The sequence below is a fragment of the Stutzerimonas stutzeri genome (genome assembly GCF_024448695.1).
Taxonomy (GTDB): Bacteria; Pseudomonadota; Gammaproteobacteria; order Pseudomonadales; family Pseudomonadaceae; genus Stutzerimonas; species Stutzerimonas stutzeri_T.
On the sequence record NZ_JAMOHY010000012.1, the window covers coordinates 55,270 to 82,265 of the forward strand.

The following is a 26,996-nucleotide window of genomic DNA, read 5'->3' on the forward strand; positions in this document are numbered from 1 at the left end:
ATTGTTCCCGCACGCCCACGCGGCCAGCCCGACACTTGAAGGTCAACACACCGATGGATATGCAATCCCGTATACGTCAGCTTTTTCAGGCCAGCATCGAAACCAAGCAGCAGGCAATGAACGTACTCGCCCCGAGTATCGAACAGGCCGGACAGGTAATGGTCCATACGCTGCTCAGCGAGGGCAAGATCCTCACCTGCGGCAACGGCGGTTCGGCTGGCGATGCCCAACACTTCTCCTCAGAGCTGCTCAACCGCTTCGAGCGCGAGCGTCCCAGCCTGCCGGCAATAGCCCTGACTACCGATAGCTCTACGCTGACCTCGATCGCCAACGACTATAGCTACAACGAAGTGTTCTCCAAGCAGATTCGCGCGCTCGGCCAGCCGGGTGATGTATTGCTGGCGATCTCCACCAGCGGCAACTCCGCCAATGTGATCCAGGCTATCCAGGCCGCCCACGACCGCGAGATGCTGGTAGTCGCCCTCACCGGTCGCGATGGCGGCGGCATGGCTTCACTGTTGCTGCCGGAAGACGTCGAGATTCGCGTGCCGGCCAAGGTCACCGCACGCATTCAGGAAGTACATCTGCTCGTTATCCACTGCCTGTGCGATCTGATCGACAACCAACTGTTCGGGAGTGAAGAATGAATCCGTTCCGCCCCCACCTGCTCGTACTCGCACTCTGTCTCGCCGCCACCGGCTGCAGCTCGGTTCTGACCGCCACACGCGATGCCCCGATTGATGACAACCGGGGAACCCGCACTATCGGCAGCAAGATCGACGATTCGCTGATCGAAACCAAGGCCGCAGTGAACATTGCCAAAGCCCATCCCGACCTGGAGAATGGCTCAAACATCGTTGTCGCCAGCTATAACGGCGTCGTGCTGCTTGCCGGCCAGACACCTCGCAGCGAGCTAAAGCAGGCCGCCGAACAGGCCGCAGGCTCGGTTCAGCGCGTCAAGCGGGTACACAACGAAATACAGGTGCTGCAGCCCTCATCCGCACTGGCCCGCAGTAACGACTCCTGGCTGACTACCAAGATCAAGACCCAGATGTTGACCAACCAGGACGTTCCGGGCTCGCGCATCAAGGTCATCACCGAGAACGGTATCGTCTACCTGCTCGGCCTCGTCACCCGCCAGGAAGGCAACCGCGCAACAAGCGTGGTCCAGAGCGTTTCTGGCGTACAGCGCATCGTCAAGCTGTTTGAATATATCGACTGACGACTGTTCAAGGCCGGCTTGCGCGACACCCGGCATGCCTCAAGCGGAACGGCCTTTCGCTTGAGGCATACTCTTTACCGAGGCTTACTTGACAACCTTGAGACTGGGTCGCCCCGCCGGGCGCGGCGTGTCGCCAGCCTCTGGACCGGCGGCGCCATCGTCTGGCGCATGGTCATCCGGCGGTTCGATCTCGAACACCATTCCCTGACCATTTTCCCGCGCATAGATCGCCATGACCGCGGCAGTCGGCACATGCAGACTATGCGGAACGCCACCGAAGCGGCTTTCGAAACTGATAGCAGTATTTTCCATTTGCAGATGGCGAACGGCGCTGGGAGCGACGTTCAGCACGATCTGCCCATCACTGGCAAAACCCGCAGGCACCTGAACACCGGGATATTCGACGTCGACCAGCAAATGCGGCGTGCAGTCGTTATCGACGATCCACTCATACAGCGCCCGAACCAGGTAGGGACGACTTGAAGTCATAAGCACCTCTCTTAGCGCATGTTGCGCTCAACAGCGGACAGACTGACCTGAAAGGCCTCGCGGGCAAAATTGACTTCCATATAATCGAGCAGCGGCTTGGCCGCCCTGGGGAGTTCAATTGCGAGCGCAGGCAAACGCCATAGAATCGGTAGCAGACAGCAATCCACCAGGCTGATCTCATCGCTCATGAAATAGGCTTTCTCGGAAAACACTGGCGAAACCCCCGTGAGACTTTCACGCAGCTCCTTGCGAGCCTGTTCCCGCGCCTTTTCGGGGGCTCGCCGATCAGTCACGATATCCACCAGCGCACACCAGTCACGCTGAATCCGATGCACCAGAAGTCGGGTATTGGCCCTTGCTACCGGATAGACCGGAAGCAGCGGCGGATGCGGATAGCGCTCTTCCAGATATTCGGTGATCACGCTCGGCTCGTATAGCGCAAGCTCACGATCCACCAGGGTAGGAACACTGGCGTAAGGATTCACCTCACTCAGTCTGACCGGGCACTGAGCAGGGTCGACATCAACTATCTCGACGCTTACGCCCTTCTCGGCAAGCACATAGCGCACCCGATGCGAATAATGATCGGCGGGATCGGAATAGCAGACCAGTCGATTGGTCGCAGCCATAGCGCCCTCCTAATTGGATTTCATGAATGCAGAAAAACGCGCGCGCCCATCAGGGCGCGCGCAGGGTACAGCTAAACAGCGGAAAGTCAGTGGACGTCTTTCCAGTACTCACGCTTGAGCAGATAGGCGAACACGAAGAAGACCGCCAGGAACAACAGCACATAGGTGCCGATGCGCTGGCTCTCCAGCTTGACCGGGTTGGCCGAGTAGGCCAGGAAGGTCACCAGGTTCTTGATCTTCTCGTCGTACTCCGCCTCGGTCAGCTCACCAGTACCCGGAACGACAGTCAGTTGCTCACAGTCTTCATGGGTGATCGGCGTGCCGGTCAGCGGATCGAACTGCTTGCGGCCATTCTCGACGACCTGGACCTGCTTGCAGGCTACCGACTGGCCTTCCGGCAGCGTGCTTGGCAGAACCTGACGGCCCTGCAGCGGCGCCAACACATGAGGCATGCCTACGCTCGGGAAGACCGTGTTGTTGTAGCCATAGGGACGCGCAGGGTCCACATAGAAGCCGCGCATATAGGAATACAACCAGTCATTGCCACGCACCCGCGCAACCAGCGTCAGATCCGGTGGAGCCGCGCCGAACCAGACCTTGGCTTCATCGGGCGACATACCGATCTTCATGTGATCACCGAACTTCGCGTCGCTGAAGACGATGTTTTCCATCATGACGTCTTCAGGAATGCCCAGATCGGTGGCCACACGCTCGTAGCGCTGGTACTGCGCGCTATGACAGCCCATGCAGTAGTTGGCGAAGGTCTTCAGACCATCCTGCATGGCTGCCTTGTCGGTCAGATCGATCTCGACCTTGTCCAGAGCAACACTGGGAGCAGCGGCGAAACCGAATGCCGGCACCAATGCAAGAATCAATGCAGCAAATTGCTTTTTCATCAGCCATCCACCCTTTGCGGAACTACTTTGGTCTTCTCGAGCTTGGTGTAGAACGGCATCAGGATGAAGTAACCGAAGTAGATAGCAGTACAGATCCGAGATACCAACGTGCGCTCAGGCGTAGGAGCCAGCACGCCCAGCACGCCGAGGATGATGAACGAGATGCAGAACAGAACCAGCGCAACCTTGCTCATCCAGCCCTTGTATTTCATGGACTTGACCGGACTGCGATCCAGCCAGGGCAGCACGAACAGCACGGCAATCGCGGCACCCATGGCGATCACGCCCAGGAGCTTGTCAGGAACGGCACGCAGAATCGCGTAGTAGGGCGTGAAGTACCACACCGGCGCGATGTGATCCGGCGTCTTGAACGCGTTCGCAGGCTCGAAGTTCGGCTTCTCCAGGAAGTAACCGCCCATCTCGGGGAAGAAGAACACGACTGCGCAGAAGACGAAGAGGAAGACCACTACGCCGACGATATCCTTGACGGTGTAGTACGGATGGAACGGAATGCCGTCCAGGGGCACGCCATTTTCATCCTTGTTCTTCTTGATATCGACGCCCAGCGGGTTGTTCGAGCCCACTTCATGCAGCGCCAGGATGTGCAACACGACCAGACCGAGAATCACGATCGGCAGCGCAATGACATGCAGCGCGAAGAAGCGGTTCAGGGTGATACCGGAGATCAGGTAGTCGCCACGAATCCACTGTGTCAGGTCGTCACCGATCACCGGGATGGCACCGAACAGCGAAATGATCACCTGCGCACCCCAGTAGGACATCTGCCCCCAAGGCAGCAGATAGCCCATGAAGGCCTCGGCCATCAGAGCCAGGTAGATCATCATGCCGAAAATCCACACCAACTCACGCGGCTTCTGATAGGAGCCGTAGAGAATGCCGCGGAACATGTGCAGGTAAACCACGACGAAGAACGCCGAAGCACCGGTGGAGTGCAGGTAGCGCAGCATCCAGCCGTATTCGACATCACGCATGATGTACTCAACGGACGCGAAGGCGCCTTCGGCAGACGGCTCGAAGCTCATCGTCAGCCAGATGCCGGTAAGGATCTGGTTGACCAGAACCAGCAGCGCCAGGGAGCCGAAGAAATACAGGAAGTTGAAGTTCTTCGGTGCGTAATACTTGCTGAGATGGTCTTCCCACATCTTGGTCGCGGGGAAGCGGGCATCAACCCATTCCATGAACTTGCTCATCACGCGTTCTCCTGGTCCACGCCGATGACGACGACAGAGTCCGTCTCGTACGAATGTGGGGGAACCGGCAGGTTCAAGGGTGCAGGCTGCCCCTTGTAGACGCGGCCAGCCATGTCATATTTCGAGCCATGGCAGGGGCAGAAATAGCCACCCAGCCAATCAGCACCCAGATCGGGCGCCGCTACTTCCGGCCGGAAAGACGGGGCGCAGCCAAGGTGCGTACAAAGTCCGACCACGATCAGCAGTTCCGGCTTGATCGAACGAACCTGAGGATCGACATAGGTCGGCTGCTCGGACGCTTCGGAGTTCGGATCGGCAACCGTATCGGTGAGCTTGCCCAGGTTGGCGAGCGCTTCCTCGGTACGGCGCAGGATGAACACCGGCTGTCCTCGCCACTCGGCGACCATTTGCTGGCCCGGCTCGATCTTGCTGATATTCACCTTCACCGGTGCTCCGGCCGCCTTGGCCTTGGCACTTGGGAACCACGATCCCACAAACGGGACCGCGGCCCCCACCGCTCCTGCAGCACCCACTACCGAAGTAGCGGCTACCAGGAAGCGACGCCGGCCAGCATTCACGCCGTCATTGCTCATTCAGTCGTCTCCCATCAGTTTCTTATGGCCTACCGAAAGCAGGCGTCTACTACGTGCGTCTACCGAAAAACTAGGCCGCGAAAAAATTCGCCAAATGGTAAAGAAAAGCCCCTCTCCTGACAAGGCAATAAGCCGTCACAGGTCAGCCGCAAGCCCCAAAAGCCGGGCCTCTCCACGCGCGACACACTGTCGCAGGAAGAAAATCACCCATAAAAAAAGCGCCCAGTTCCGGAAGAAGCTGGGCGCTCTTTTTTGAAGCCTGAATTAGCGCTTCGAGTACTGCGGACGCTTACGCGCTTTACGCAGACCGATCTTCTTACGCTCAACTTCACGAGCATCACGAGTAACGAAGCCAGCCTTGCGCAGAGCAGGACGAAGAGTCTCGTCATAATCCATCAGCGCACGAGTGATACCGTGACGAATAGCGCCAGCCTGACCACTTACACCACCGCCCAGGACGGTAACGTAAATGTCGAACTTCTCGACAGTCTCGGTCAGCTCCAGCGGCTGACGTACAACCATGCGAGCGGTTTCACGCCCGAAGAAGTTGTCCAGCTCGCGGTTGTTGATGGAAATCTTGCCAGTACCGGGGCGCAGAAAGACGCGCGCGGTTGCAGTCTTGCGACGGCCAGTGCCGTAATTTTGAGTCGCCGACATAATGAACTATTCCGTTAAATCTTCAGTTCTTGGGGCTGCTGAGCGGTATGCGGGTGATTGGCACCCTTGTACACCTTCAGCTTACGATACATGTCGCGACCCAGCGGGTTTTTCGGCAGCATGCCTTTGACCGCGGTCTCGATCACACGCTCTGGCGCCTTGGCGATCAGCTTCTCGAAGTTGATCGACTTGATGCCACCCGGGAAACCGGAGTGGGAGTAGTACATCTTGTCGGTGGTTTTGGCACCGGTAACACGCACTTGCTCGGCATTGATAACGACGATGTAGTCGCCGGTATCGACGTGAGGGGTGTATTCCGCCTTGTGCTTGCCACGCAGGCGGCTAGCGATCTCGGTTGCCAGACGACCCAGGGTCTGGCCGGCAGCGTCGACGACGAACCAGTCGCGCTTGACGGTTTCCGGTTTAGCAGTAAAAGTCTTCATTCGTTATAGCCTCAGGGGCCGCCCTGAAAATAAGACGGCGAATCTTACTGAATGGTGCTCGCCCTGGCAAGGCCAGGACAGCCGGAAACAGACGCTATCGGGGGCTCGGGTCAGCGCGTCCGCTACGGCAGTGGTGTCGGCGGGCTTGGCATCCCCCACCTTGGTTTGCGTCGACGGGCTAGGCATCCCCGGCGACAGGCTGCGGAATTATCCGGATTACCAGCGAAATAGCAAGCAGCTTCGTCTCACAAACACCTGACCTCGGCAGTAGCGCCTCCGGCAGCTCCCCGCCGACAGCATCCCATCCAGCTTCCTTTGCTCCTACGAACCAGCGTCCAGACAATCGGTCACAACTTCACCTCTTATACTCCGCCTGCTATCGAAAGATCTGCGACGAGGAGAAACAAGGATGATTGCCGCCGAACTGCTTGCTCCCTCCAGCCTGTTTCTGGGCTGGCTGCTCTATGCCGGCGGACTGGTCTGGGCGTGCATGCGGGCGCCCTGGGTGGAGCTTTTCAGCGATATCCGCCGCCAGCACCTGGTGTGTGGTGCAATGCTGGCAATCTTTCTGCTCTGGCTGGTCCGCCGTGACTTCGATTCCGGGCTGTCCGTGCATTTCATCGGCCTGACGGCGGTAACCCTGCTGCTGGACTGGCCACTGGCAATCCTCGCCGCCTTCGCTGCGCAGGTCGGCCTGACGCTCATCGGTCATCAGCAGCTGACCGCGCTGGGCCTCAATGGCGTACTGCTGGTACTGATTCCGGTCGGCATCACCCATCTGTGTGCACGACTGGTCGAGCGCCTGCAGCCACGCAATCTGTTCATTTACATATTTTTCTCGGGCTTCTTCGCCGCAGGCCTGGCCGCGCTTTTCTGCATTCTGGCCGGACTCGGTATCCTGCTGTTCGACGGACGCTACCCGATGCCGCCCTGGCTCGATGACTTCGCTGGCTTCATCTGGCTGCTGATGTTTCCCGAAGCCTTCATCAACGGCACCGTGATCAGCGCACTGGTCGTGTTCTACCCCGACTGGGTGGAAACCTTCAATCGAAGCCGTTACCTGCAGCCCCCCTGGAATGATGAGTAGCAGTCAGCAGACAACAGCAGGCCTGGCAACCCGTCAATGCTGACGCGGCGGCACATCGCCCGAAAACACATCATCCTCCAGCTCATCACCCGGAATCGTGTGCTCTTCCGAAGCCCAGGCGCCGAGGTCAATCAGTTTGCAGCGATCCGAGCAGAACGGTCGGTTCGGACTCTGCGGCCCCCACTCCACTGGCGCGCCACAGGTTGGGCATTCCACTACAGCAGTACTCATTCCTGACCTCCTCGCAGCGTCAGATAGAAAGTGTGCAGGCGTTCGACCTCGGTCTTCAGCCAGCCCATGTCACGGTCGTTGACCAGCACATCGTCGGCATGGCGCAGACGCTCTTCACGACTGGCCTGGGCCTTGAGAATGGCGCGGATCTGCTCTTCGCTGGCCTGATCGCGCCGTGCGGCACGCTGCAGTTGCAAGGCCTCGGGCACATCGACCACCAGCACCCTGTCAACCTGGCGGTATTGGCCGGACTCGACCAGCAGCGGCGAAACCATGATCGCATAGGGGGACTGCGCCCTGGCCAGATGTTCAGCAACCTCCTGGCGAATCAGCGGATGCAGCAACTGCTCAAGCCACTTGCGCTGCTCCGGATCGTCAAATATCAGCCCGCGCAACACAGCCCTATCCAGGCTGCCATCCGCCGCGAGGACGCCCTCCCCGAAGCGCTGAGCAATCAGCGCCAACGCCGGCCTGCCAGGCTCAACGACCCAGCGCGCGGCATGATCGGCATCCACCCAGTGCACACCCAGCCTGCCGAACGCCTCGGCCACCGCACTCTTGCCACTGCCGATACCGCCGGTCAAACCCAGCACCCACGGCTTATTGGTCGGGCTCATCTGCATATCACCCAGACAGAAAACGACGCGCAGTAGTAACGCCTCGCAGGGACAGATGCAACAGATTCAGCCCCCACACTGGCGCCCAGACCCGGAAGAATCAGGCAGCCCTACTCCAGATCCACAAGCCGGGCAGCCATTTTCTGCTTGCTGTCGAGCTGGAAGAACAGCGTGGCGGCCAGCATCGACAGGCCGCCGATGCAAAGAAAGGTCAGCTGAAAGGCCTGCAGCACAGCCTCGCCCTGGGCGTCCGGAAGGGTAAAACCGCCCAGCAACGCGCCGGCAGCAGCAACGCCCAGGCTCATGGAAAGCTGCACGACCACCGACAGCAGGCTGTTGCCGCTGCTGGCGTCCCGATAACTGAGCCCCACCAGAGTGACGGTATTCATCGCGGTGAACTGCATCGAATTGACCATGCCGATCAGGCTCAGGTGCAGCAACAGAAGCACCATCGGCGTGGCAGCATCGAGCGTGGCCAGGCTGGCGATCAGACCGCCCAGCAACAGCGTGTTGCCAATCAGAATGCGCCGGTAGCCGAGGCGATCGATCAGTGGCTTGGCCAGCGGTTTGATCAGCATGGCGCCGAGCGCCAGCGGGATCATCATCATCCCCGCCTGCGCCGGCGAGTGACCCAGCGCCACCTGCAACAGCAGCGGCAGCAAAAAAGGCAGCGCGCCACTGCCCAGGCGCGCGAACAGGTTGCCGAAAATACCCACGGCGAAACTGCGGGTACGGAACAGCGACGGGCTGAACAGCGGTCTGTCGATGCGCCCTGCACGCAACCAGTAGGCAGCCAGACAGGCGCTACCGACCACGATCAGCAGCAGTACGCGAGCGTGCGGCATGTGCATCTCGCCCAAGCCTTCCAGCGCGACAGTGATCAGCACCATGGCTGCGCCGAACAACAGAAAGCCGACCAGATCGAAACGTATCCGCTCGGGGCTTTTCAGGTCAGGCATAAAGCGAAACGCGGCGATGCCCCCTACCAGCCCCACCGGCAGGTTGATCAGGAATATCCAGTGCCAGGAAGCGTACTCCACCAGCCAGCCGCCCAGAGTCGGACCGATCAGCGGGCCGACCATGCCGGGCAACGCGATAAAGGTCATGACCCTGACAAACTCGCTACGCGGATAGGCACGCAACACCACCAGGCGTCCAACCGGCAGCATCAGCGCCCCACCCATGCCCTGGACCACGCGGGACATCACCAGTTGGTCGACAGTGGTGGAGATTGCGCAGAGCAGCGAGCCAAGGGTGAACAGCACGATGGCAAGGAAGAAGACGCGCCGCGTGCCAAAACGATCGGCCAGCCATCCAGAGGCTGGAATCAGCAACGCCACGGTCAACATGTAGGCGATGACCACGCCCTGCATGCGCAGCGGGTTCTCCGCCAGATCCTGCGCCATCGCCGGCAGGGCGGTGTTGAGAATGGTGCCGTCGAGGGTCTGCATGAAGAACGCGATGGCCACCAGCCAGGGCAGTACACGGGCGGTGCGGGCGTCCAGTGAAACAGACTGCTGCATGGAATTCCCCGCTGGAGAAATGCAGCATCTTAACAGGCCGCTGAAATGGCAGCGCGGCGGCCCAGCAGCCTCAATCGCGCACCAGAAAAGCTGGAAACAGCTCATCGAGACGTGCCCAGAGGCTCAACAGATCCCGCGGCGCCTGCGCCGGCGCAAGGCTCTGATCAAGCATCCGTGCGATCCGAACGCACTGCACGACGAAGCGTTCGACACCCAGAGCCCGCAGGCGCTGAGCCATGCACCAGAGCCGCTCGGTATCGAACAGATGCCAGTGCACCGTGGTGCGGCATTCATAAGCGACATCGCTGTCGAGCAGGTATTGGAGGCTTTGCCAATTGGCCTTGCCGCTGCCCTCGACACCCGTGATCAGTGTGCTGTACTCGGGCAGCGCCTTGACGTCAAAGCCCACCCAGTCCACCAGCGGCAATACCTGGCGAAACAGCCGGGGCTTGATCCCGGCGCTGTGCAGTCCGATCTTGAAGCCCATGGCGCGGACTTCGGCGATCGCTTCGGGCAACGCCTGCTGCAAGGTCGGCTCACCACCGCTGAACACCACCGCTTCAAGCAGGCCTATGCGCTGCCGGAGAAATTCGAGAACCTCATCCCAGCGCTTCTCCTGCTCGCCACAGGCAGGGATCAGCTGCGGGTTATGGCAGTAACGACAACGCCAGCCACAGCCCTGACAGAACAGCACACATGCAAGATGGTCCGGAAAGTCCAGCGTGGTCAGAGGGACCAGCCCCCCGACCCGTAACGTACTGATCACGCAACCGCTGCCTGCGTTGCGGCCTCGGTGAAGTGCTGGCGCTCATTGTGCTCGGACTGCTTGCCGGGGTTGAAAGCGGCAACCGGGCGGTGATAGCCCATGACACGGGTCCAGACCTCGCAGCGCTGGCGTTGGGCTTCGGGCAGTTGAATCGCTTGTTTCATGGTGCTCACTCCTTTGGATGGGAAATAGTTCAGGCACAGCAGCTCTGCTGTTTCTGCAGCAGCGCTTCATCGCATTTCGGACAGAACTCGTGCTCACCGCTCAGATAGCCGTGCACGGGGCAGATGGAAAACGTCGGTGTAATCGTCAGATAGGGCAGCCGGAAACGCCCGAGCGCTTTGCGCACCAGGCTTTTACAGGCCTGAATGGAGGAGATCTGCTCGGCCATATACAGATGCAGGACGGTGCCGCCGGTGTATTTGGTCTGCAGCTCGTCCTGCAGCGCCAGCGCCTCGAACGGATCGTCGGTAAAGCCGACCGGCAGCTGCGAAGAGTTGGTGTAGTACGGCGCCTCGACCGTGCCGGCCTGGAGAATATCCGGGAAGCGCTTGCGGTCTTCCTTGGCAAATCGGTAGGTAGTGCCCTCCGCCGGCGTGGCTTCGAGGTTGTAAAGATGGCCGGTTTCTTCCTGAAAGCGCACCAGCACTGCCCGCACATGGTCCAGCAGCTCCAGGGCCAGCGCCCTGCCCGCAGCCGTATGCAGACCCTCGGCATCCTCGCTGAAGTTGCGCACCATCTCGTGCAGGCCATTCACGCCGATGGTGGAAAAGTGATTGCGCAGGGTGCCGAGGTAACGCTTGGTATAGGGATACAGTCCGGCATCCATATGGTGCTGAATGACCTTGCGCTTGACCTCCAGACTTTGCATGGCCATTTCCAGCAGCGCATCGAGATGTTCGTACAGACCCTTGCGGTCGCCCTGATGCAGATAGCCCAGACGCGCGCAATTGATAGTCACCACCCCCAGCGAGCCGGTCTGCTCGGCGGAGCCGAACAACCCACCGCCGCGCTTGAGCAGCTCGCGCACGTCCAGCTGCAGGCGACAGCACATGGAGCGCACCTGGTTGGGCTGCATGTCGGAGTTAAGGAAATTCTGAAAATACGGTAAGCCGTAGCGCGCGGTCATCTCGAACAGGCGGTCGGCGTTCTCGCTATCCCAGGGAAAGTCATGGGTGATGTTGTAGGTCGGGATCGGAAAAGTGAACACCCGACCCAAACCATCACCCGCCTGCATCACTTCTATATAGGCGCGGTTGATCAGCTCCATTTCCGCTTGCAGGTCGCCATAGGCAAAGGGCATTTCCTCGCCACCGATGTAAGGTATCTGCTCGCGCAGATCCTCCGGGCAAACCCAGTCGAACGTCAGGTTGGTAAAGGGTGTCTGGGTGCCCCAGCGCGACGGCACGTTGAGGTTGTAGATGAACTCCTGAATAGCCTGACGGATCTCGCTGTAGCCCAGTCTGTCCTTGCGTACGAAAGGTGCCAGATAGGTATCGAAGGAGCTGAACGCCTGGGCGCCGGCCCATTCGTTCTGCAGGGTGCCGAGGAAGTTGACCATCTGCCCCAATGCACTGGAGAGGTGCTTCGGCGGACCCGCCTCGACACGCCCTGGAATGCCGTTGAAGCCTTCGTTGAGCAAGGTGCGCAGCGACCAGCCGGCGCAGTAACCGGCGAGCATGTCCAGATCATGGATATGCAGATCACCTTCACGATGTGCAGCACCTATCTCCGGGCTGTAAACCTCATCCAACCAGTAATTGGCGGTAACCTTGCCCGATACGTTGAGGATCAGCCCGCCCAGCGAATAGCCCTGGTTGGCGTTGGCGCGCACACGCCAGTCTTCGCGCGACAGGTATTCATTCATCGAGGAGGCGACATCGACGATGGCCTTGCGGTCGCGACGCAGACGTCCGTGGCTTTCGCGATAGACAATATAGGCGCGCGCGGTGGCGTAGTGACCAGACTCCATCAGCAGCCGCTCGACGGCATCCTGCGCCTGCTCGATCTGTACCACCCGCTGCGGCAATCGCAGCAGCACCCGTGCAGCCAGCGCCTGTGCCGCTTCGCCATCGAATTCGCCAGTGGCATGTCCCGCCGCCTTGATCGCACGCACAATCTTGCCCAGCTCGAAAGCCACCAATCGCCCGTCACGCTTACGCAGCGAGACGGGCTGATGCAGTTCGACAACCTCGTTCATTAAGCCCCCAAGACACAACATATAGATTAATTAAAATCTTAAAACACAATATGGTGTGAAACTTAGAGGATGACGCCCAGACATGAATTGACGATGGTCAATTTGCATCAGGCATTTTCCAAAGGCGTGACCCGTATCATTTCCGGCAGGCAATCTTGTCAGCGGTCAAGGAAGAATCGGCATCGGGCCTTTTAGGATGCAGCCTCGAACAATCCTGGACTCGTGCCGGGGGGAGAAACCATGCTCACCGAAACATCTCTTGTTGCGGAGCTGCGCCGCCACCACCTGTTCAGCCGGCTTCCCGAAGCGGCGATACAGGAAGTCTGCGCTTCGGCCAACCTCCGCCGCCTGCCCGCAGGTGCTGCGCTGTTTCATCAGGGTGACAAGGCCGAACGGTTCTACTTTCTGTTCAGCGGCCAGGTGAAACTGCATCGAGTGGTATGCGACGGCCAGGAAAAGCTGGTGGAAATCATCCGCAGCGGCGAGTCCTTCGCCGAAGCCCTGCTGTTTACCGGCGCACCCAACTACCCGGTCAGCGCCACGGCGCTCAAAGCCAGCCTGGTGGCGAGCCTGCACGGCCCACATTACCGGCGCATGCTGGAAGAGCATCCAAGCATCTGCCTGGATATCCTCGCCACACTGAGCATTCGCCTGCATCAGCGCATGAACGAAATCGACACCCTGACACTCGCCAACGCCAGTCATCGCGTGGTGCGCTTTCTCTATCAGGCGCAGGATGACAGCAGCGGCGTGGTCACCCTCGACGTGCCCAAACGCCTGATCGCCTCCAAGCTCGGCATCCAGCCAGAGACCTTCTCGCGCATCCTGCATCGACTGATCGAGTCGGGAATGATCAACGTCCAGCGGCGCCGCATCGAGATCCTCGACAGCCAGGGTCTTGCTGCCTACCAGGAGTGAGCGCGACGCATTGCCGCAGCGTTCTTGATAGCCGTCAAAGCGGACAGCCAAGGTCAGCAACATACTGCTCGGGCCTTGCATCCGGACAGGAGAACGCCATGTCCAAGACATCCCATCTACCTTTGGTGTATTCCTGCTCCGGCTGCTCCAACGTGGCGCAGCTGGCCAACACCCTCGCAGTACGCCTCGATCGCGCCGGAATTGCGGAAATGTCCTGCATCGCCGGTGTTGGCGGTCGAGTCGGCTCGCTGGTCAACAAGGCCAACTCGGGGCGCCCCATCCTTGCCATCGACGGCTGCCCGATGCATTGCGCACGCGCCTGCCTGGCGCAACATGGCGTCACCCCCAATGTCCACATCACTCTTAGCAGCTATGGCCTGCGCAAGCGCTACCGCGAGGACTGCAGCGAAGAGGAAACAAGTGCGCTGTTCGAGGACATGAAGAGCATTATCGCCAGCGACCGAATGCAGCCTGTGTATCGGCTGCATTCGGTCTGAATGCCTGAGTATTGATTTGCGGGCGCGCCTGCCCCTACGGGTGGCGTGCACCTCCGCAGGAGCAGCCCCTGGCCGCGAAGGGAACCGCGCAGATGACCGGCTTACAAAAGCAGGCTCGTGCCAACACCTGACGGGAACATAGTCGGCCTATACGGCTGCGGGCTGCGCCCGACCTGCCTGGGCCACTTCCTCTCCGGCACCTTGCAGCACCTTCCACAGCCAGGGCGGCAGCATGTCCGGGTCAAGGCTGTCGATCAGGTTCTTGATCGACAGGCCCAGCTCCGTATCACCTTCGATCACCAGTCGGCGGCGGAAGAACAGAGTATCCGGATCTTCCTGGCGACTGGCGAGCAGCAGAAACTCGCGCCAGTTGCCTCGAATGGTCACCTGCACCGGCGCCTGCTCGGCAATGCGCAGCTTCTGCCGATCGCAGCTCAGGCACCAGCCCAGTTTCAGGTCGGCCACTTCCAGGCGCATCCAGTTGCCTTCCAGCGCCTCGAAGGCGCCCTCGGCCAGCGGCTCGGCAAACACCTGGTTCAGGCTGCGTTCGAGCGCGATGCGCTGCAACAGGAAAGGCGTGCGCGCCGCCAGTGGCAACAGCTGCTCACCGAGCTTCAGTAGTTGTGCGCGTGGTTTCAGCATAATCCAGCCTCCTCTGCCCGCAGCATGCCAGGCTGGCCGTGCCAGTAGCCGTTGCAGCCTTCGACGGCAAGTGGCGGCAGGGCACCCTTGCGCACGGCATCGAATGCCGCGACCACTTCGTTCATACCTGATGCCCTGGGGCTCAGGCGCAGAAGATCGGCACCGCTGGCCACCAGCGCCGGGTAATCGGCCAGCAGATTGCTGACCGAGGCCGACATGGTCTGGATGCCATTGATGGTGAACAACGCTTCGCCCTCCTGACTGAGCAGCGGAATGCCTTCCGGGTAGTTCTGGCAGCAAAACTGGCAGTCGTCCTTGGGGCGGTTTTCCGCTCGGGCGGTAAAGCAGCGCGCCGAATACGCCAGAGGCAGATGACCGTAGGCAAAAATCTCGATTTCCGGCGGCGTCACACCAAGACTCACCAGCTGTTCGCGGGCGCTTCTGATCATCGCGCCGGAAATCTCCACCGGCGGCACCCAGCGGTACATGCCGCTTTTAACCAGCTCGGCCAGCGCATGACCGTTATAGAGATTCAGTGCGGGGCCACCCACGAAGGGCAGCCGCTTTTCAGACAGGTAGTGGACTGCGCCCATGTCATTGGCCTCGACCAGCAGCTCGCCGTTGTCGCACAGGCGCTTCAAACCGGACAGCTCCGAGGCGGCTTCGATCAGGGTCAGTCCGGACAAGACGATCTGCGCCGATGATGCCTGCATCAGTTCACGCCCCAGCCCTATCCAGTCATCCAGCCCGATGTCGCGGCGCTTGGAGCAGACGGTTTCACCCAGGTAGATGACATCCAGCGGCAAGCCGGCCATGTCGGCGTAGAAGTTCAGCGTCTGCTGACGATCCCAGTAGAACAGCACAGGGCCCAGACTGAGTTTCATGGTTGGCTCCTCGTTCATTGCCAAGCCCGGTGGTAAGCGCCCAGAGTGGTTTGCGAACCCTCGGACAGGCCGTCCAGCACTTCGCGCCAGCCCGGCTGCACGGCATAGCGCTGCGGCGCCTGCAGGAAGGAATCCAGCGCGGCGCGCCAGACGCGGGTGACCTGCTCGACATAGGCCGGACTGCGCTGGCGTCCTTCGATCTTCATCGCCGTGACACCGATAGAGGCCAGCTCGGGAATCAAGTCCAGCGTATTAAGGCTGGTCGGCTCCTCAAGCGCATGGAAGCGCTCGCCATTGACCATGAAACGGCCCTTGCAGAGCGTCGGATAACCCGCGGACTCACCTTCGGCATAACGATCGATCAGCACATTGTTCAGGCGTGAGGTCAGACCTTCCGGCTCCTCACTCCAGCGCACCGCCTTGGCCGGCGAGCAGACGCCGCAGAGGTTCGGCGACTCGCCAGTGAGATAGGACGACAGATGGCAACGCCCTTCGGCCATGATGCACAGGCTGCCGAAGGCAAACACCTCGATGGGCACCGGACTGCCCGCCGCCACCTGCTTGACCTGCTTGAGTGACAGCACCCGCGGCAGCACCGCACGCTTGATGTTGTAGCGCTGCTGATAGAACGCCAGCGCTGCGGCGTTGGTCGCCGAGCCCTGGACCGAGAGGTGCAGGTTGAGCTGCGGGTGGCGCTGGCTGGCATAGCCCAGCACACCCGGATCGGCGGCGATCAGCGCGTCCATGCCCATGTCTGCAGCCTGATCCACCGCACGCTGCCAGCGCTTCCAACCATCGGGCTGGGCATAGGTATTGACGGCGACGTACAGCTGCCGGCCCTTCTCGCGAATCAGCTGCAGACCCTTGTCGAGCTGTTTTTCATCCATGTTGAGCCCGGCGAAATGGCGGGCGTTGGTGTCGTCTCTGAAACCGACATAGATGGCATCGGCGCCCTGCTGGACGGCGGCCTTGAGCGCGGGCAGGCTTCCTGCCGGACAGACCAGGTGCATGGCAACTCCTAGACAATCGGATACATGCGCACCGCGCCACAAGCGACGGCGGCTTTCCGGGGCTGAAAGGAAACAGCCGGCAGTCTAGGGAGCTGACTCGTTAACAACATTGATGGACATCAAGGCGAGGGTCAGGCGGAAGGCCTGGGAGTGTTGCGCCGCAATCTACCGGTGCGCGCTCCCTGACGCCCCGGCCTGGCTCTTTGACCGATTCTTTCTAAACCCCCTCATCCCCCTGAAATTCTTCCGTGGCACGAGCGACCATCTGCCGCCAGGCACCAGACTCTTCAGCCAGCAAGCGCATGGCCTTAAGACTGGCCTCAAAGGCCGCCCGGTAGTGCAACGGCTGATTCTCGCTGGCGGCCAGGTCGGCGTGTGTCTGCGCCTGAGCCAGCAGCGCCTCGAATTCCTGTTGATCCAGAGCCATGACCTTTCCTCGTCTTGTTATGAGCTAAAGGATAGACCCTCGCGCAGCACCGACCATTCCCGACAAGCGACACACGGCACGCCCCTTCATCAGTGACGATCACTTCAGCTTCAGTCGCCGCGCCAGCTTGTGCAGATTGCTGGGATCAACGTCCAGCAGTCGCGCCGCCTGCGCCCAGTTCTCACCACTGGCCTCCAGCGCCCGGATGATGGCCTGGCGCTGACTGGCATCGACCGCCTCACGCAGCGGGACAATCCCCTCATCAACCGCCACCGGCGCCTCGGCGGTCGGGGCCAGTGGCGTCAGGTGAGAACTGTCCAGATCAAGCAGATCGGGCTCCAGCGTGAGAATCTCGCTGCGCGAAGCGCCACGGCTAAGCAGTCGCAGCGCCGCGCGGCTGATCACGTGTTCCAGCTCGCGCACATTGCCCGGCCAGCCATAGGCCAGCAGGGCACGTTCTGCAGCAGGCGAAAGACGCATGCTGCGCAACCCCAGGCGCGCACGATTCAGCTCGAGAAAGTAGCCGGCAAGAATCAGTACATCATTGCCCCGCTCGCGCAGCGGTGGAATCGGCACCGGATAGACCGACAGGCGATGGTAGAGGTCGGCGCGGAAATTTCCGTCGCGCACACTTTCGCGCAGATTGCGATTGGTTGCAGCGATGATTCGCACATCCACCTGTCGCGGCTTGTCGGCGCCCAGTCGCTGGATTTCACCATTCTGCAGCGTGCGCAGCAGCTTCGCCTGCACGGTCAATGGCAGTTCCCCCACCTCGTCAAGCAGCAGGGTGCCACCATTGGCCGCATCGAAGCGCCCCGGACGATCCGTGGTGGCGCCGGAGAAGGCACCTTTCATATGCCCGAACAGCTCGCTTTCAGCCAGCGATTCGGGCAGCGCCGCGCAGTTTACCAGCACCAGCGGCTTGTTGCGGCGCCGCGAGTGACGGTGCAGCCAGCGCGCGAACAACTCCTTGCCGACCCCAGTTTCACCCAGCAGCAGCACCGGCAGCTCGGAGTCAGCCACCACTTCCAGCTCGCGCAGCAACTCGGCAATGATCCGGCTTTGCCCCAGGATTTCCCCATCGGCAGGCATCCGGGTGGCTTCCAGCACGTCGCTGCGCGCCAGCCGCAGCCCGCGATTTTCATGCTCCAGCCGGGTGATGCGGATCGCTGCTTCTATCACCAGCGTATAACGCTGCAGATCGCGCCGGGCATCGTCACCGAAGGTCCCGGCATGCAAGGCATCGAGCGTCAGTGCGCCCCACAGCTTGCCTTCCACATAAAGGCTGACGCCCATGCAGTCATGCACCGGAAGAGGCTCACCGACATGCTCATCCAGCAGGCCGTCATAAGGGTCGGGAAGGCGACTGTCAGGCTCGAACCAGGTCGGCTCGCGCTGCGAAAGAATGGCGGCGAGGCGTGGGTGCTGGGCGACGACGAAGCGACGGCCAAGCGCTTCCTGAACCAGCCCGACGGCCGCCAGGGGCCGCAAGGTATCGTCATCGAGCCGCAACAGCACCACCGCGCCACAGCGAAACCTCTGGTGCAGGGTATGCACCAGCCGTTGCAGGCGCACGGCACTGGGCAGTTCGGCGACGAGATCGGCAAGCAGCGCTTCTTCCATCATGGTCATCTATACCCTCAAGGTTTTTAAAACCCTAACCCGTGCAGGTATTTATCACCATGCTTAATTTTAATTTCTTGTTTAACAACAAGTTGGCAATGGCATGGCGCTTGCGAAGATGCAGTCAAACTTCAACCCGGAACTCGTTTTATGACAACTGCACTGATCGAGCAAACCCTGGGCACTCTGGCCTGCCTGATCCCGGGCGCCACTCGCGTGTTCCGCCAGTACAAGCTGGATTTCTGCTGTGGTGGCAACACCAGCCTGCGCGATGCAGCCCTGCAACGCGACCTTGACGCCCAGGCGATTGCCGCCGAGCTGGCCGGATTGAGCAGCTCGCCCGACAGCGATCCGGACTGGCGCGCAGAATCGGTCGGCACGCTGATCGAACACATCCTCGAACGCTTCCATGAACGCCACCGCGAGCAGTTTCCCGAGCTGATCCGCCTGGCCAGCCGCGTGGAGCAGGTTCACGGCAACAAGCCCGGATGCCCACTCGGCCTCGCCGAACACCTATGGAGCATGCAGCAGGAGCTGGAGAGCCACATGCTCAAGGAAGAACAGATTCTGTTTCCGATGCTGCGAAGCGGCATCGAAGTCCCGCAGACCCACGGTCCCATTGCGGTCATGCGCTACGAGCACGACCAGCATGGCGCTGCTCTGGCCCAGCTGGCAGCACTCACCAACGACATCACCCCACCGGCCAATGCGTGCAATACCTGGCGTGCGCTTTACCGCGGGCTGGAAGAGCTGCGTGATGACCTGATGCAGCACATTCACCTTGAGAACAACATCCTGTTCCTGAAAACCCCGACACACTGAGAAAGATCTGTCCAAGCGGGCAAACCGCTCGCGGTATTCGAGCTACCGGAGGCGATATGAAAGCAGTCATCCAACCTTTGGCCTGGGGCCTGGCACTGGCTTCGATACTGGCAATGGCCAGCGGCGTGGCGCTGGATATGGTCATCAGCACCGCGCACGCCGCACAAAGCCACCACGATCATGCCGGTCATTCCGCTGAGGCACCTGTGACAACCGGCGAGCAATGGCAAACCGACGCACCGCTGCGTGAAGGCATGACCCGCCTGCAGCACGCCGTCGAGACGGCGCTGGCGGGCAATCCGGCGCAGCCCATTGGCGAGGCGCAAGCCATCCAGTTGCAGAAGGATGTCGAGACGCATGTCTCGTACCTCATCGAGAATTGCCAATTATCGGAACAGGCCGACGCCGCGCTTCACGTGCTGCTGATCGATCTGCTCAAGGGCGCCGAAGCACTGTCCGAACCGGCGGAGCGAGATCAGGGTGTTCAACGCATTCTCGCCAGCCTGCATCAGTACCCCGAGCTCTTCGCTGCGCCGCACTGGAACGAGCCGGACAGCCACAATCATTGAGCCATGTCTCAATACGGCCCAGGCCAGCCTTTGCCTCTCGCAACACTGGCCTGTATCAATAAAAGCGCTCGCACTGTTGGGCTAGTCTTCAGTGAGTGCTGCCTTTCGGATTGCCCACGACGATCCAAAGGCTTACCGTTCGGGTACGAGCGATCTGCCGCCTCGCCGTAAAAAGGCGTATGCGGGTGGCCAATTATTAGAAACAGGATGCCTTGCATGGTGCTTCATCGCGTACACAACCAGATCCTCCGCAGCCACCATCTGTTCGAGCCGCTCAACGACGAGCAAATGGATGAGTTGATGAGCTCCAGCCAACTGCTCAACCTGGACAAGGGCGACAACCTGTTCCATCAGGGCGAGCCGGCACACTCCTTCTATTTCGTCATTTCGGGAGCCATCAAGATCTATCGCCTGACGCCTGACGGGCAGGAGAAGGTCTTCGAGGTCATCGGCAATCGCCAGACCTTTGCCGAAGCCATGATGCTGATGGACACGCCCAACTATGTCGCTTCGGCCCAAGCCGTTTGCCCCTCGCAGGTTTACCGCTTCTCCAACACCGCTTACATGCGCCTGCTGGAAGCCAACCAGCGACTGTCCTTCGCCCTGCTCGGCAAGTTGAGCGTGCGCCTGCACCAGCGCATCAACGAGATTGAAACGCTGTCGCTGAAGAACGCAACCCACCGCGTGGTGCGCTATCTGATGACGCAACTGGCGCGCACCCGGGATGACGGCAACAGCTTCGAGTTGCCCATGGCAAAACAGCTGATCGCCGGGCATCTTTCGATTCAGCCGGAAACCTTTTCGCGCATCATCCGGCGCCTGATCGATGAAGCCATCATCACTCAGGACGGCCGCCAGATCACCATTCTCGATCGCCAGCGCCTCGAACAGTTCGAGTGACCGCCCGTAGCCAGCCGGCGTTGTAACCGGGGTTGATTACCGTCAACCCTGATCGCAAGGCCGGCATGGCAAGCTGGCATTGATCGATGAGGACAAACCGCCATGCCCAAGTGCCTGTACTGCCAGCAAGACAACCCGCCAAGGGATGCCGAATGCGGCACCTGCGGCATGCCTTTGCCCGAACATGCCGACAGCGCGCCGGAACGCCGCCAGCGTCGCTTCATGTGGTTCTGTATCGCCCTGACGGTATTCTGCGGTGCAATGATCCTCTGGCTGCCGCGCAGCAGCATCGGTTAGCAGCTGTCACTTTCTGCCATCATTGCGCGTCCACTCACTGAAGCCTGGCCCGAGGGCGCTTTTCCTCCCGTTGGCCAGACTTCAGCGCCCGGTCGGCTTTGATCGTCATCTGAGCCGCCTTCCAGCCAACTTCTTCATCACGAGCCGCTCATGGATATCGATCTCGCCCGCACCTTTCTCGAGATCATTCGCAGCGGCAGCTTCATCGCCACCGCCGAACGTCTGCACATCACCCAGACAGCAGTCACTGCGCGCGTGCGCAGCCTGGAGTCACAGCTTGGCTGCCGGCTGTTCATACGCAACCGCGCCGGTGCACGGCTGACCAGCGATGGCGAACGCTTCGTCACCTATGCCACACAACTGGTGCAGACCTGGGAAACCGCAAAACGCGACCTGCCGTTGCCGCGCGGATACGACAAGCTGCTGTCTCTCGGAGCTGAAGTCAGCCTGAGCAACCCACTGATGCTGGCCTGGGTACAGCGTCTGCGCCAGGCGCTGCCCGACCATGCGCTACGCAGCGATGTGGCCAGTGATAACGAATTGCTGAAGAAACTTGAACTCGGCGCTCTGGACGCTGCGCTGGTTCATCAACCGGCCTACTGGCCAGGCCTGCAGGTCGAGCAGGTACTCGAAGAAAAGCTGATCCAGGTCGTGCAGGTCGCCCATCCCGAACCTTATATCTATGTGGACTGGGGCCCGGCCTTTCGTGAGCAGCACGACCTGGCCCTGCCGGGCAACATGCGCTCAGCGCTGTCCTTCAGCCTGGGCCCCTTGGCGCTGCAGTACCTGTTGCAATGCGGAGGCCGCGGCTACTTCCGCACCCGAGTGGTGCAACGCTATCTGGACGAAGGCATTCTCAAGCGGGTCGAGCAGGCGCCGGAGTTCAGCTATCCGGTCTATCTGGTCTACGTCCGCGCAGCGCAATCACCGGCCTTGTTCAGAGCCATCGAACTGCTGCATGAGGTGGCCAAGGATGATTACGACTGGTCGCGCTGGAACTACGAAATCTGAAGCAACGGCCTGCTAGTCGGGCAGATGCTTGAGCCAGTTTCGGTACAGCGCCGCAATCAGATCGGTCTGGGTAATCATGCCCACCAGTCGCTGCTGATCGTCGACTACCGGCAGGCAATGCAGCCCCTGGTCGGACAGTAAGAACACCAGATCTACCATGTGTGCGCTTTCGCTCACCGACACCACCGGGCTGCTCATGATCGTTCCCAGATGCACCCCACGCAGAAACTTCAACTGACCGAACTTCAGTCGTGCCGAAGTCGGTCGAAAGTGCTTGAGCAGATCGACCAGGGTTACGATTCCAAGCAGCCTGCGGCTGTCGGCATCGAGCACCGGCAATGAATGCAGGCGATGCTCGCGCAGCGTCTGCCAGGCGCGCTGGATGGTGCAGCCTGGCGTACCCCAATACAGATCGCGAGACATAATATCGGCTGCGGTGATCTCACCCATGCTGCGCCGCAGCGCATGCTTCTCGGTCTGCTTGATCAATTGCGCAAGGTCATCGCGAGTGATGTCCACATACTCGCCGAAATCCTCCAGAGCCCGCTCAACATCATCCTCGCTGAAGCTCATGCGCTCACCGGGCAGCGCATCCAGGGTGTGATGAGCGTTGCCCTTCCGTGGCCGGGGCTTGGGATAGGGGTGTCCGGTCAGGTTGTTGTAGACAAGCGCAACCACCACCAGCAGAAACGAGTTGAACGCCACCGGATAGAGCAATGCAAAGCCAAACGACTCGATCTGCTCACCACCCACCACCGCGACCAGGGCCAGCGCAGCCCCTGGCGGGTGCAGGCAACGCAGCCCGTACAGGCACGCAATCGCCAGCCCTGCGGCAATCCCTGCAGACGCAACCACAGGCATGCCGCTGGCCCCCAGCACCACGCCAATCAACGTGGCCAGGAGGTTGCCGGCAACGACCGCCCACGGCTGGGCGAATGGACTCGACGGAGCAACAAACAGCAGCACGGCGGTCGCTGCCGCCGGTGCTGCCAGCGGCAGCATGATGGCGGCACCGAACACCCAGGCGCCGACCGTCATCACCAGTGCCAGCGCCATGCCGATACCCAGCGAAGCACGCAGCCATTCAATGGGGCGAGCGATCAGGGGAGCGGGCACAAAGGATCGACACCAGTCGAAGAGGCGTTCTTGCATGGGTTCAACTATGGAGGTTGAGCAGAAGAGGGCCAGTTAAAAATGTCCTTCCATGGACTGCGCACTAGCGACGCTTCAAGACCCAGGATGACGCGAGGAGCTGACACGCCAGCCAGGGGAGGCGCCCATTATCGGCACGCGCAACAATAAGAGCCAATGGATAGTATTGCTTTATGAAAGCAATATTTTTGCTATAAACAGGCGAGTTGGCATGAGCAAGCGGTAAGGCTCATGCAAACCTTGCCGGGTCGCTTTGCGCAGACACCAGCGTGCCGGCAACAGACCTCACGGTCGTCGCCAGCGGGCATGAAGAACTTCAAACGTGCGCAGGTTCCGCCTGAGTGCCTCTTTCATGGTCGCGCACCACCGCGGCAACGATACGCATCACATCCAGATTGGCCTCTTCCATCCGCCCGAGACAGGCGAGCGTCTCGTCCAGCGCTTGGCGACTGAAGGCCTGTATTGCCCGCTGCCCCTGATCATGCACGGCAATGTGCGGCCGCTCGATCTGCCGGAAATGATCCTGCTGATGCATGCTGCGGTTCGCCTCGCCGTAATACCAGCGACCGAAACGGCACTCCCGCTCGCCAGGCAGCGACGGCGCGCTCTGCCGAGTGGAATCCAGAACGTAGTTGTACACCACGAACTTGAGCGAAAGTTCGTCCAGATTCGCCAGCTCGATGCCGGCCCGGAATGACGAACTTTCGATACCCTGACGCATGCTGCCAGCCAACTGATGCAGCCTCTCCATGGCATCGACCGCTCGTTCCGTTGTACGGCTGAAGCCTTGCGCCATGCTGCTCTGTGACTGGATATAGTCGTGCACATTGGCGATTTCCGCCTGGATTTCGCCAATCTTGTGCACGATATCGGCAGTGGCCAATGCGGTCTTTTCAGCCAGGCTGCGAATTTCTCCGGCGACCACCGCGAAGCCGCGACCGGCCTCGCCAGCCCGCGCAGCCTCGATGGCTGCGTTGAGGGCCAGCAGATTGGTCTGGCTGGCAATACCGCTGATGAGATCGACGATACCGTTGATTTCCTGTGAGCGCCCGGCAAGGGTATCGACCTTCGTCGAAGCCTGATTGAGCCCGCCCTCCATCTCGGCAGCTCTGCCCTGCAATTCGCCGAAGTGCTCCTGGTTGCTCAAGGCCGCATCAGCGACCTGCTCCGCACGCGTATGGTTCTCGCTGAGCTGCCCGGTAAGGTACTCAAACGAGTCGCCCAGATGAGCAACGGAGGCGCTGAAGCGAATCAGATTGCCGGCCACGCCCCGGTAGTAGTCCAGTTGCTGCTGGCTATCCTGACTGCCCGTCCTGGCATCAGCCAGCTGCTCCTGCAATGCAGCGATACGGCTGGCCTGATCGTCACAGGTTGCCTGCAGAGTGTCGCGCTCCAGCTGCAAGCGCCTCGCAGTCTTTTTCCACTTGAACAGCATGCGTGCTCCTTGACGGTGGTTTCAGGGTGTCAAGCCAGCGTGTAACCGTTGTCCACCACCCAGTCCTGCCCATATACGCCACGAGCGCCTTGGGAAAGCTGGAAAAGAACGACGTTGGCAACTGCTGCGGCTTCCAGGAAATGGCCTGGCAGCAGACGCTTGCTCACGCCTTCCGCCACCTGTTCGAACTGCTCGTCGCTCAGCCCCAGAGTGCCCCAGATGGCTGTTGCAGTGGGACCCGGCGAGACGACATTGATGCGCACGTTCATCGGTGCGAACTCTACTGCCAGGGTACGCGCCTGGGCGAGCAGCGCCGCCTTGCTGGCGATATAGGCAGCCAACCCCGGAAAAGTTCTGCCTATCAGAAAGGTGCCGATGAATACCACCGAAGCCGGTTTGGCCAGCTCGTTGCGCAGAGCCCCCAGCGTGTTCAATGCACCCGCACCGTTGACGGCCCACTGACGGTCGAAGGCGCCCATGTCGAGACTATCGCCCAGCTCGGCAATACCGGCGTTCGGTACCAGATAATCCACCGGCCCCAGTTCCGCCGCCCGACGGGCAAGCGCAAGCAGGTCGTCTCTTGAGGTCACGTCGCCTGCCAGCCAGTGCAGCTGTTCGGCATAGGTTTCCAGCAGCGGACCAAGGCCACCCACGCTACGCGACATGGCCAGTACGCGAGCGCCGCGCTGCAGCAACGCCGCGCAAAGGGCCAGGCCGATTCCCGAGCTGGCGCCGGTGATCACCGCGAGGCGATCCTTGAACTCGTTTTTCATCTTCATCTCCGATGCCGGCATTTTGCCGAGCCGCAGGTTGCCCTCCCGCACTGGAAGGGCAGCAGTTTTTCAACAATGGCCAAAGGCCGGGAATGATTGGTTCGGGCGATCAGCCCGGATGGCCGTCGACTCGTGCCGCCACCAGCATGGGGGCGTAGCGCCAGACATAAAGGGCAAGTGCAACAGCCCAGCAAGCCGCTGCCAGCCATAGCGAGGTCAGGGGCAGGAAGGTCGAAAAGAACACCCGAGACAGCGCACCCAGATTGAACAGTACGAAGGCCCAGAAGATACCCGGTGGCAATTCCAGCGGTCGCCCGGTATGCCCGAGCGTCACCCGCGCGATCATCGCCAGAATCAGCCCGCTCATGGCGCCTACGCTCAGGGCATGCAGGGAGGGGCTGGGGTTGATCAGCAAACCGAAGTTCCACAGCGCCAGTCCTACTGCCGCCACCACCAGCCACAACATCGCCAGGTGCAGGGACCACAACAGCGGTACGCCCCATATTCCCTTGTCATGCCAGCGCAGCAACCGCAACAAATGTCCGGCGCCGATAGCCAGCAACAACAGGCCTGACACCATGCTCTGCTGCAGAGCAATTCCGCTCGCATAGAGCGCGGCGATCAGCGCACTGCCCACCAGCAGCCCGATATCCAGCCAGACCCAGGGCTTCACACCTTCGACACGACCCAGGCCACGCTGGGTGAAGAACGGAATCACACGCCCGCCAATCAACGCCATAAGGGCTGCCACCAGCCAAAGGCCGGCCAATACCCCCTGTCGTTGCAGTCCATCGTCGCCCAGCGCCAAACCGCAAAGCACCAGCAACTCGGCGCCGATCATCAGGGTGAGCACAGCCACGATGGGATAGTTGCGCTTCTGCCGGACCACCCAGAGCATCCGCGCCATCAGCACCAACACACCGAGTAAAAACAGCAGATTGAGTGGAATCAACAGGCCCAGTGGCAAGCCCAGCAACCAACTCAAACGCGCAGCCAGCCACACGCCAGCCAGCACCATCAGCCGGTTGCCGGAAACGCCCGGCTGACCGGTCCAGGTCTGGCCGGCGGTCAGCAAAAATCCGGCAACAATGGCCATGGCGAAGCCGAACAGCATCTCGTGACGGTGCCAGGCCAGCCAGCCACCGGTGGGCTGAAAACCCGGCCACAGCCCGGTCCAGGCAGCAATCCACAGCGGTATGGCCAACATGGCAAAGACGCTGCCTGCGAGAAAGAACGGGCGAAACGCGAGACGCCACACAGGTGGAATACTCAGGGCTTTTCGCCGATCGAGAACTTGCACAAGGCCTCCTGAAAACTTTCTTCTACGGCGGGCAGCGGACAGCTCCGCCACGCCTGAATGACGGCTGCCACGATTACGGCAGCCAGGGTTACTTTCTACAGCTTAGGGGGCTTTGGCAGACTTGATTGCAATCAGATTTTTCAAGAGAGGGTGCGCCAACGACGAGCGGCGG

32 protein-coding genes are annotated in these 26,996 nt (G+C 60.7%); 10 read left to right on the forward strand and 22 right to left on the reverse strand.

The genetic code is table 11. The features are described from left to right. Positions 1-53 precede the first annotated feature (53 nt). Complete coding sequence (locus tag NAV32_RS11015; protein ID WP_256052838.1) at positions 54-647, forward strand: phosphoheptose isomerase; 594 nt, start codon at positions 54-56, stop codon at positions 645-647. Further along, the gene (locus NAV32_RS11020; protein ID WP_256052839.1) at positions 644-1,222 is read left to right on the forward strand and encodes a BON domain-containing protein; all 579 of its coding nucleotides are present in this window, start codon (positions 644-646) and stop codon (positions 1,220-1,222) included. Before NAV32_RS11015 ends, NAV32_RS11020 begins: the two co-directional genes overlap by 4 nt. 84 nt (positions 1,223-1,306) lie before the next feature. On the opposite strand, the gene NAV32_RS11025 is transcribed toward NAV32_RS11020, so the two are convergent. The 7 genes from NAV32_RS11025 to rplM form a co-directional block, all read right to left on the reverse strand. Then, entirely contained in the window at positions 1,307-1,711 is a 405-nt protein-coding gene (locus NAV32_RS11025; protein WP_256052840.1) for a ClpXP protease specificity-enhancing factor, read from the reverse strand. A gap of 11 nt (positions 1,712-1,722) precedes the next feature. After that, positions 1,723-2,340, reverse strand: a complete 618-nt coding sequence (locus tag NAV32_RS11030) for a glutathione S-transferase N-terminal domain-containing protein (protein ID WP_256052841.1) — start codon at positions 2,338-2,340, stop codon at positions 1,723-1,725. An 86-nt stretch (positions 2,341-2,426) separates the two neighbouring features. Beyond that, positions 2,427-3,236: a cytochrome c1 gene (locus NAV32_RS11035; protein ID WP_256052842.1), complete on the reverse strand. Its 810-nt coding sequence runs from the start codon at positions 3,234-3,236 to the stop codon at positions 2,427-2,429. After that, a complete protein-coding gene (locus tag NAV32_RS11040) occupies positions 3,236-4,447 on the reverse strand; it encodes a cytochrome b (RefSeq protein ID WP_256052844.1) in 1,212 nt (403 codons plus the stop codon). Before NAV32_RS11040 ends, NAV32_RS11035 begins: the two co-directional genes overlap by 1 nt. Then, the gene (gene petA / locus NAV32_RS11045) at positions 4,447-5,040 is read right to left on the reverse strand and encodes a ubiquinol-cytochrome c reductase iron-sulfur subunit (RefSeq protein ID WP_256052845.1); all 594 of its coding nucleotides are present in this window, start codon (positions 5,038-5,040) and stop codon (positions 4,447-4,449) included. The genes NAV32_RS11040 and petA overlap by 1 nt, the downstream gene beginning before the upstream one ends. Before the next feature lie 264 nt (positions 5,041-5,304). Further along, a complete protein-coding gene (gene rpsI, locus NAV32_RS11050; RefSeq protein ID WP_181082061.1) occupies positions 5,305-5,697 on the reverse strand; it encodes a 30S ribosomal protein S9 in 393 nt (130 codons plus the stop codon). Between the two features lie 14 nt (positions 5,698-5,711). After that, positions 5,712-6,140, reverse strand: coding sequence for a 50S ribosomal protein L13 (gene rplM, locus NAV32_RS11055; protein WP_019342644.1), 429 nt, complete (start codon positions 6,138-6,140; stop codon positions 5,712-5,714). 409 nt (positions 6,141-6,549) lie between these two features. Between rplM and NAV32_RS11060 the strand changes: the two genes are divergently transcribed. Then, positions 6,550-7,227: an energy-coupling factor ABC transporter permease gene (locus tag NAV32_RS11060; protein WP_256052847.1), complete on the forward strand. Its 678-nt coding sequence runs from the start codon at positions 6,550-6,552 to the stop codon at positions 7,225-7,227. Between the two features lie 33 nt (positions 7,228-7,260). Here the strand turns inward: NAV32_RS11060 and yacG are convergent, their stop codons facing one another. From yacG to NAV32_RS11090, 6 genes are all read right to left on the reverse strand, one after another. After that, a complete protein-coding gene (gene yacG / locus NAV32_RS11065; RefSeq protein WP_256052848.1) occupies positions 7,261-7,458 on the reverse strand; it encodes a DNA gyrase inhibitor YacG in 198 nt (65 codons plus the stop codon). Continuing rightward, the gene (gene coaE, locus NAV32_RS11070) at positions 7,455-8,075 is read right to left on the reverse strand and encodes a dephospho-CoA kinase (protein WP_256052849.1); all 621 of its coding nucleotides are present in this window, start codon (positions 8,073-8,075) and stop codon (positions 7,455-7,457) included. Before coaE ends, yacG begins: the two co-directional genes overlap by 4 nt. A 110-nt stretch (positions 8,076-8,185) precedes the next feature. Continuing rightward, positions 8,186-9,598 carry a multidrug transporter subunit MdtD gene (gene mdtD, locus NAV32_RS11075; protein WP_256052850.1) on the reverse strand — a complete coding sequence of 471 codons (1,413 nt, stop codon included), beginning with the start codon at positions 9,596-9,598 and terminating at the stop codon, positions 8,186-8,188. Positions 9,599-9,668: 70 nt separating this feature from the next. After that, on the reverse strand, positions 9,669-10,364 hold the full coding sequence (locus NAV32_RS11080; RefSeq protein WP_256052851.1) for an anaerobic ribonucleoside-triphosphate reductase activating protein: 696 nt from the start codon (positions 10,362-10,364) through the stop codon (positions 9,669-9,671). Continuing rightward, positions 10,361-10,528, reverse strand: coding sequence for an anaerobic ribonucleoside-triphosphate reductase (gene nrdD / locus NAV32_RS11085; protein ID WP_256052852.1), 168 nt, complete (start codon positions 10,526-10,528; stop codon positions 10,361-10,363). The genes NAV32_RS11080 and nrdD overlap by 4 nt, the downstream gene beginning before the upstream one ends. A gap of 29 nt (positions 10,529-10,557) precedes the next feature. After that, a complete protein-coding gene (locus tag NAV32_RS11090; protein WP_256052853.1) occupies positions 10,558-12,564 on the reverse strand; it encodes a ribonucleoside triphosphate reductase in 2,007 nt (668 codons plus the stop codon). Between the two features lie 240 nt (positions 12,565-12,804). Here NAV32_RS11090 and NAV32_RS11095 point away from each other — a divergent pair, with 240 nt between their 5' ends. Both NAV32_RS11095 and NAV32_RS11100 read left to right on the forward strand, forming a co-directional pair. Beyond that, the gene (locus NAV32_RS11095) at positions 12,805-13,482 is read left to right on the forward strand and encodes a Crp/Fnr family transcriptional regulator (protein WP_256052854.1); all 678 of its coding nucleotides are present in this window, start codon (positions 12,805-12,807) and stop codon (positions 13,480-13,482) included. Positions 13,483-13,580: 98 nt separating this feature from the next. Next, positions 13,581-13,979: a putative zinc-binding protein gene (locus NAV32_RS11100; protein ID WP_256052855.1), complete on the forward strand. Its 399-nt coding sequence runs from the start codon at positions 13,581-13,583 to the stop codon at positions 13,977-13,979. Positions 13,980-14,126: 147 nt separating this feature from the next. Here the strand turns inward: NAV32_RS11100 and ubiT are convergent, their stop codons facing one another. The 5 genes from ubiT to norR all read right to left on the reverse strand — a co-directional run bounded on the left by ubiT (position 14,127) and on the right by norR (position 18,568). Next, on the reverse strand, positions 14,127-14,621 hold the full coding sequence (ubiT, locus tag NAV32_RS11105) for a ubiquinone anaerobic biosynthesis accessory factor UbiT (RefSeq protein WP_256052856.1): 495 nt from the start codon (positions 14,619-14,621) through the stop codon (positions 14,127-14,129). Next, positions 14,615-15,505: a U32 family peptidase gene (locus NAV32_RS11110; protein WP_256052857.1), complete on the reverse strand. Its 891-nt coding sequence runs from the start codon at positions 15,503-15,505 to the stop codon at positions 14,615-14,617. Before NAV32_RS11110 ends, ubiT begins: the two co-directional genes overlap by 7 nt. 14 nt (positions 15,506-15,519) lie before the next feature. After that, positions 15,520-16,515: a ubiquinone anaerobic biosynthesis protein UbiU gene (ubiU, locus tag NAV32_RS11115; RefSeq protein ID WP_256052858.1), complete on the reverse strand. Its 996-nt coding sequence runs from the start codon at positions 16,513-16,515 to the stop codon at positions 15,520-15,522. A gap of 217 nt (positions 16,516-16,732) precedes the next feature. Beyond that, the gene (locus NAV32_RS11120; RefSeq protein WP_256052860.1) at positions 16,733-16,942 is read right to left on the reverse strand and encodes a hypothetical protein; all 210 of its coding nucleotides are present in this window, start codon (positions 16,940-16,942) and stop codon (positions 16,733-16,735) included. 99 nt (positions 16,943-17,041) lie between these two features. Beyond that, positions 17,042-18,568: a nitric oxide reductase transcriptional regulator NorR gene (gene norR / locus NAV32_RS11125; protein WP_256052878.1), complete on the reverse strand. Its 1,527-nt coding sequence runs from the start codon at positions 18,566-18,568 to the stop codon at positions 17,042-17,044. Between the two features lie 147 nt (positions 18,569-18,715). Here norR and ytfE point away from each other — a divergent pair, with 147 nt between their 5' ends. The 5 genes from ytfE to NAV32_RS11150 all read left to right on the forward strand — a co-directional run bounded on the left by ytfE (position 18,716) and on the right by NAV32_RS11150 (position 22,164). Next, the gene (gene ytfE, locus NAV32_RS11130; protein WP_256052861.1) at positions 18,716-19,387 is read left to right on the forward strand and encodes an iron-sulfur cluster repair protein YtfE; all 672 of its coding nucleotides are present in this window, start codon (positions 18,716-18,718) and stop codon (positions 19,385-19,387) included. Positions 19,388-19,443: 56 nt separating this feature from the next. Beyond that, complete coding sequence (locus NAV32_RS11135) at positions 19,444-19,956, forward strand: DnrO protein (RefSeq protein ID WP_256052862.1); 513 nt, start codon at positions 19,444-19,446, stop codon at positions 19,954-19,956. 216 nt (positions 19,957-20,172) lie between these two features. Beyond that, entirely contained in the window at positions 20,173-20,856 is a 684-nt protein-coding gene (locus tag NAV32_RS11140; RefSeq protein WP_256052863.1) for a Crp/Fnr family transcriptional regulator, read from the forward strand. 102 nt (positions 20,857-20,958) lie between these two features. After that, the gene (locus tag NAV32_RS11145; RefSeq protein ID WP_256052864.1) at positions 20,959-21,153 is read left to right on the forward strand and encodes a DnrP protein; all 195 of its coding nucleotides are present in this window, start codon (positions 20,959-20,961) and stop codon (positions 21,151-21,153) included. Between the two features lie 150 nt (positions 21,154-21,303). Next, entirely contained in the window at positions 21,304-22,164 is an 861-nt protein-coding gene (locus NAV32_RS11150; protein WP_256052865.1) for a LysR family transcriptional regulator, read from the forward strand. Between the two features lie 12 nt (positions 22,165-22,176). Here NAV32_RS11150 and NAV32_RS11155 read toward each other — a convergent pair whose 3' ends face one another. The 4 genes from NAV32_RS11155 to NAV32_RS11170 form a co-directional block, all read right to left on the reverse strand. Beyond that, positions 22,177-23,316: an HPP family protein gene (locus NAV32_RS11155; protein ID WP_256052866.1), complete on the reverse strand. Its 1,140-nt coding sequence runs from the start codon at positions 23,314-23,316 to the stop codon at positions 22,177-22,179. Between the two features lie 316 nt (positions 23,317-23,632). Beyond that, the gene (locus tag NAV32_RS11160; RefSeq protein ID WP_256052867.1) at positions 23,633-24,751 is read right to left on the reverse strand and encodes a methyl-accepting chemotaxis protein; all 1,119 of its coding nucleotides are present in this window, start codon (positions 24,749-24,751) and stop codon (positions 23,633-23,635) included. Positions 24,752-24,780: 29 nt separating this feature from the next. Then, entirely contained in the window at positions 24,781-25,524 is a 744-nt protein-coding gene (locus NAV32_RS11165; RefSeq protein WP_256052868.1) for an SDR family NAD(P)-dependent oxidoreductase, read from the reverse strand. Between the two features lie 109 nt (positions 25,525-25,633). After that, a complete protein-coding gene (locus NAV32_RS11170; protein WP_256052869.1) occupies positions 25,634-26,824 on the reverse strand; it encodes an NnrS family protein in 1,191 nt (396 codons plus the stop codon). Between the last annotated feature and the right edge of the window lie 172 nt (positions 26,825-26,996).

Bases quoted from the DNA above. Each gene is read 5' to 3' on its own strand.
- NAV32_RS11015 (WP_256052838.1), top strand. From the start codon at position 54: ATGGATATGCAATCCCGTATACGTCAGCTTTTTCAGGCCAGCATCGAA.
- ytfE (WP_256052861.1), top strand. From the start codon at position 18,716: ATGACAACTGCACTGATCGAGCAAACCCTGGGCACTCTGGCCTGCCTG.
- ubiU (WP_256052858.1), bottom strand. From the start codon at position 16,515: ATGCACCTGGTCTGTCCGGCAGGAAGCCTGCCCGCGCTCAAGGCCGCC.
- NAV32_RS11165 (WP_256052868.1), bottom strand. From the start codon at position 25,524: ATGAAAAACGAGTTCAAGGATCGCCTCGCGGTGATCACCGGCGCCAGC.
- petA (WP_256052845.1), bottom strand. From the start codon at position 5,040: ATGAGCAATGACGGCGTGAATGCTGGCCGGCGTCGCTTCCTGGTAGCC.
- NAV32_RS11145 (WP_256052864.1), top strand. From the start codon at position 20,959: ATGCCCAAGTGCCTGTACTGCCAGCAAGACAACCCGCCAAGGGATGCC.
- NAV32_RS11040 (WP_256052844.1), bottom strand. From the start codon at position 4,447: ATGAGCAAGTTCATGGAATGGGTTGATGCCCGCTTCCCCGCGACCAAG.
- NAV32_RS11025 (WP_256052840.1), bottom strand. From the start codon at position 1,711: ATGACTTCAAGTCGTCCCTACCTGGTTCGGGCGCTGTATGAGTGGATC.
- NAV32_RS11035 (WP_256052842.1), bottom strand. From the start codon at position 3,236: ATGAAAAAGCAATTTGCTGCATTGATTCTTGCATTGGTGCCGGCATTC.
- rpsI (WP_181082061.1), bottom strand. From the start codon at position 5,697: ATGTCGGCGACTCAAAATTACGGCACTGGCCGTCGCAAGACTGCAACC.
- NAV32_RS11155 (WP_256052866.1), bottom strand. From the start codon at position 23,316: ATGCAAGAACGCCTCTTCGACTGGTGTCGATCCTTTGTGCCCGCTCCC.
- rplM (WP_019342644.1), bottom strand. From the start codon at position 6,140: ATGAAGACTTTTACTGCTAAACCGGAAACCGTCAAGCGCGACTGGTTC.
- ubiT (WP_256052856.1), bottom strand. From the start codon at position 14,621: ATGCTGAAACCACGCGCACAACTACTGAAGCTCGGTGAGCAGCTGTTG.
- mdtD (WP_256052850.1), bottom strand. From the start codon at position 9,598: ATGCAGCAGTCTGTTTCACTGGACGCCCGCACCGCCCGTGTACTGCCC.
- norR (WP_256052878.1), bottom strand. From the start codon at position 18,568: ATGATGGAAGAAGCGCTGCTTGCCGATCTCGTCGCCGAACTGCCCAGT.
- NAV32_RS11120 (WP_256052860.1), bottom strand. From the start codon at position 16,942: ATGGCTCTGGATCAACAGGAATTCGAGGCGCTGCTGGCTCAGGCGCAG.
- NAV32_RS11160 (WP_256052867.1), bottom strand. From the start codon at position 24,751: ATGCTGTTCAAGTGGAAAAAGACTGCGAGGCGCTTGCAGCTGGAGCGC.
- NAV32_RS11100 (WP_256052855.1), top strand. From the start codon at position 13,581: ATGTCCAAGACATCCCATCTACCTTTGGTGTATTCCTGCTCCGGCTGC.
- NAV32_RS11030 (WP_256052841.1), bottom strand. From the start codon at position 2,340: ATGGCTGCGACCAATCGACTGGTCTGCTATTCCGATCCCGCCGATCAT.
- coaE (WP_256052849.1), bottom strand. From the start codon at position 8,075: ATGAGCCCGACCAATAAGCCGTGGGTGCTGGGTTTGACCGGCGGTATC.
- NAV32_RS11060 (WP_256052847.1), top strand. From the start codon at position 6,550: ATGATTGCCGCCGAACTGCTTGCTCCCTCCAGCCTGTTTCTGGGCTGG.
- NAV32_RS11140 (WP_256052863.1), top strand. From the start codon at position 20,173: ATGGTGCTTCATCGCGTACACAACCAGATCCTCCGCAGCCACCATCTG.
- NAV32_RS11135 (WP_256052862.1), top strand. From the start codon at position 19,444: ATGAAAGCAGTCATCCAACCTTTGGCCTGGGGCCTGGCACTGGCTTCG.
- NAV32_RS11150 (WP_256052865.1), top strand. From the start codon at position 21,304: ATGGATATCGATCTCGCCCGCACCTTTCTCGAGATCATTCGCAGCGGC.
- NAV32_RS11110 (WP_256052857.1), bottom strand. From the start codon at position 15,505: ATGAAACTCAGTCTGGGCCCTGTGCTGTTCTACTGGGATCGTCAGCAG.
- NAV32_RS11090 (WP_256052853.1), bottom strand. From the start codon at position 12,564: ATGAACGAGGTTGTCGAACTGCATCAGCCCGTCTCGCTGCGTAAGCGT.
- NAV32_RS11095 (WP_256052854.1), top strand. From the start codon at position 12,805: ATGCTCACCGAAACATCTCTTGTTGCGGAGCTGCGCCGCCACCACCTG.
- NAV32_RS11020 (WP_256052839.1), top strand. From the start codon at position 644: ATGAATCCGTTCCGCCCCCACCTGCTCGTACTCGCACTCTGTCTCGCC.
- nrdD (WP_256052852.1), bottom strand. From the start codon at position 10,528: ATGAAACAAGCGATTCAACTGCCCGAAGCCCAACGCCAGCGCTGCGAG.
- yacG (WP_256052848.1), bottom strand. From the start codon at position 7,458: ATGAGTACTGCTGTAGTGGAATGCCCAACCTGTGGCGCGCCAGTGGAG.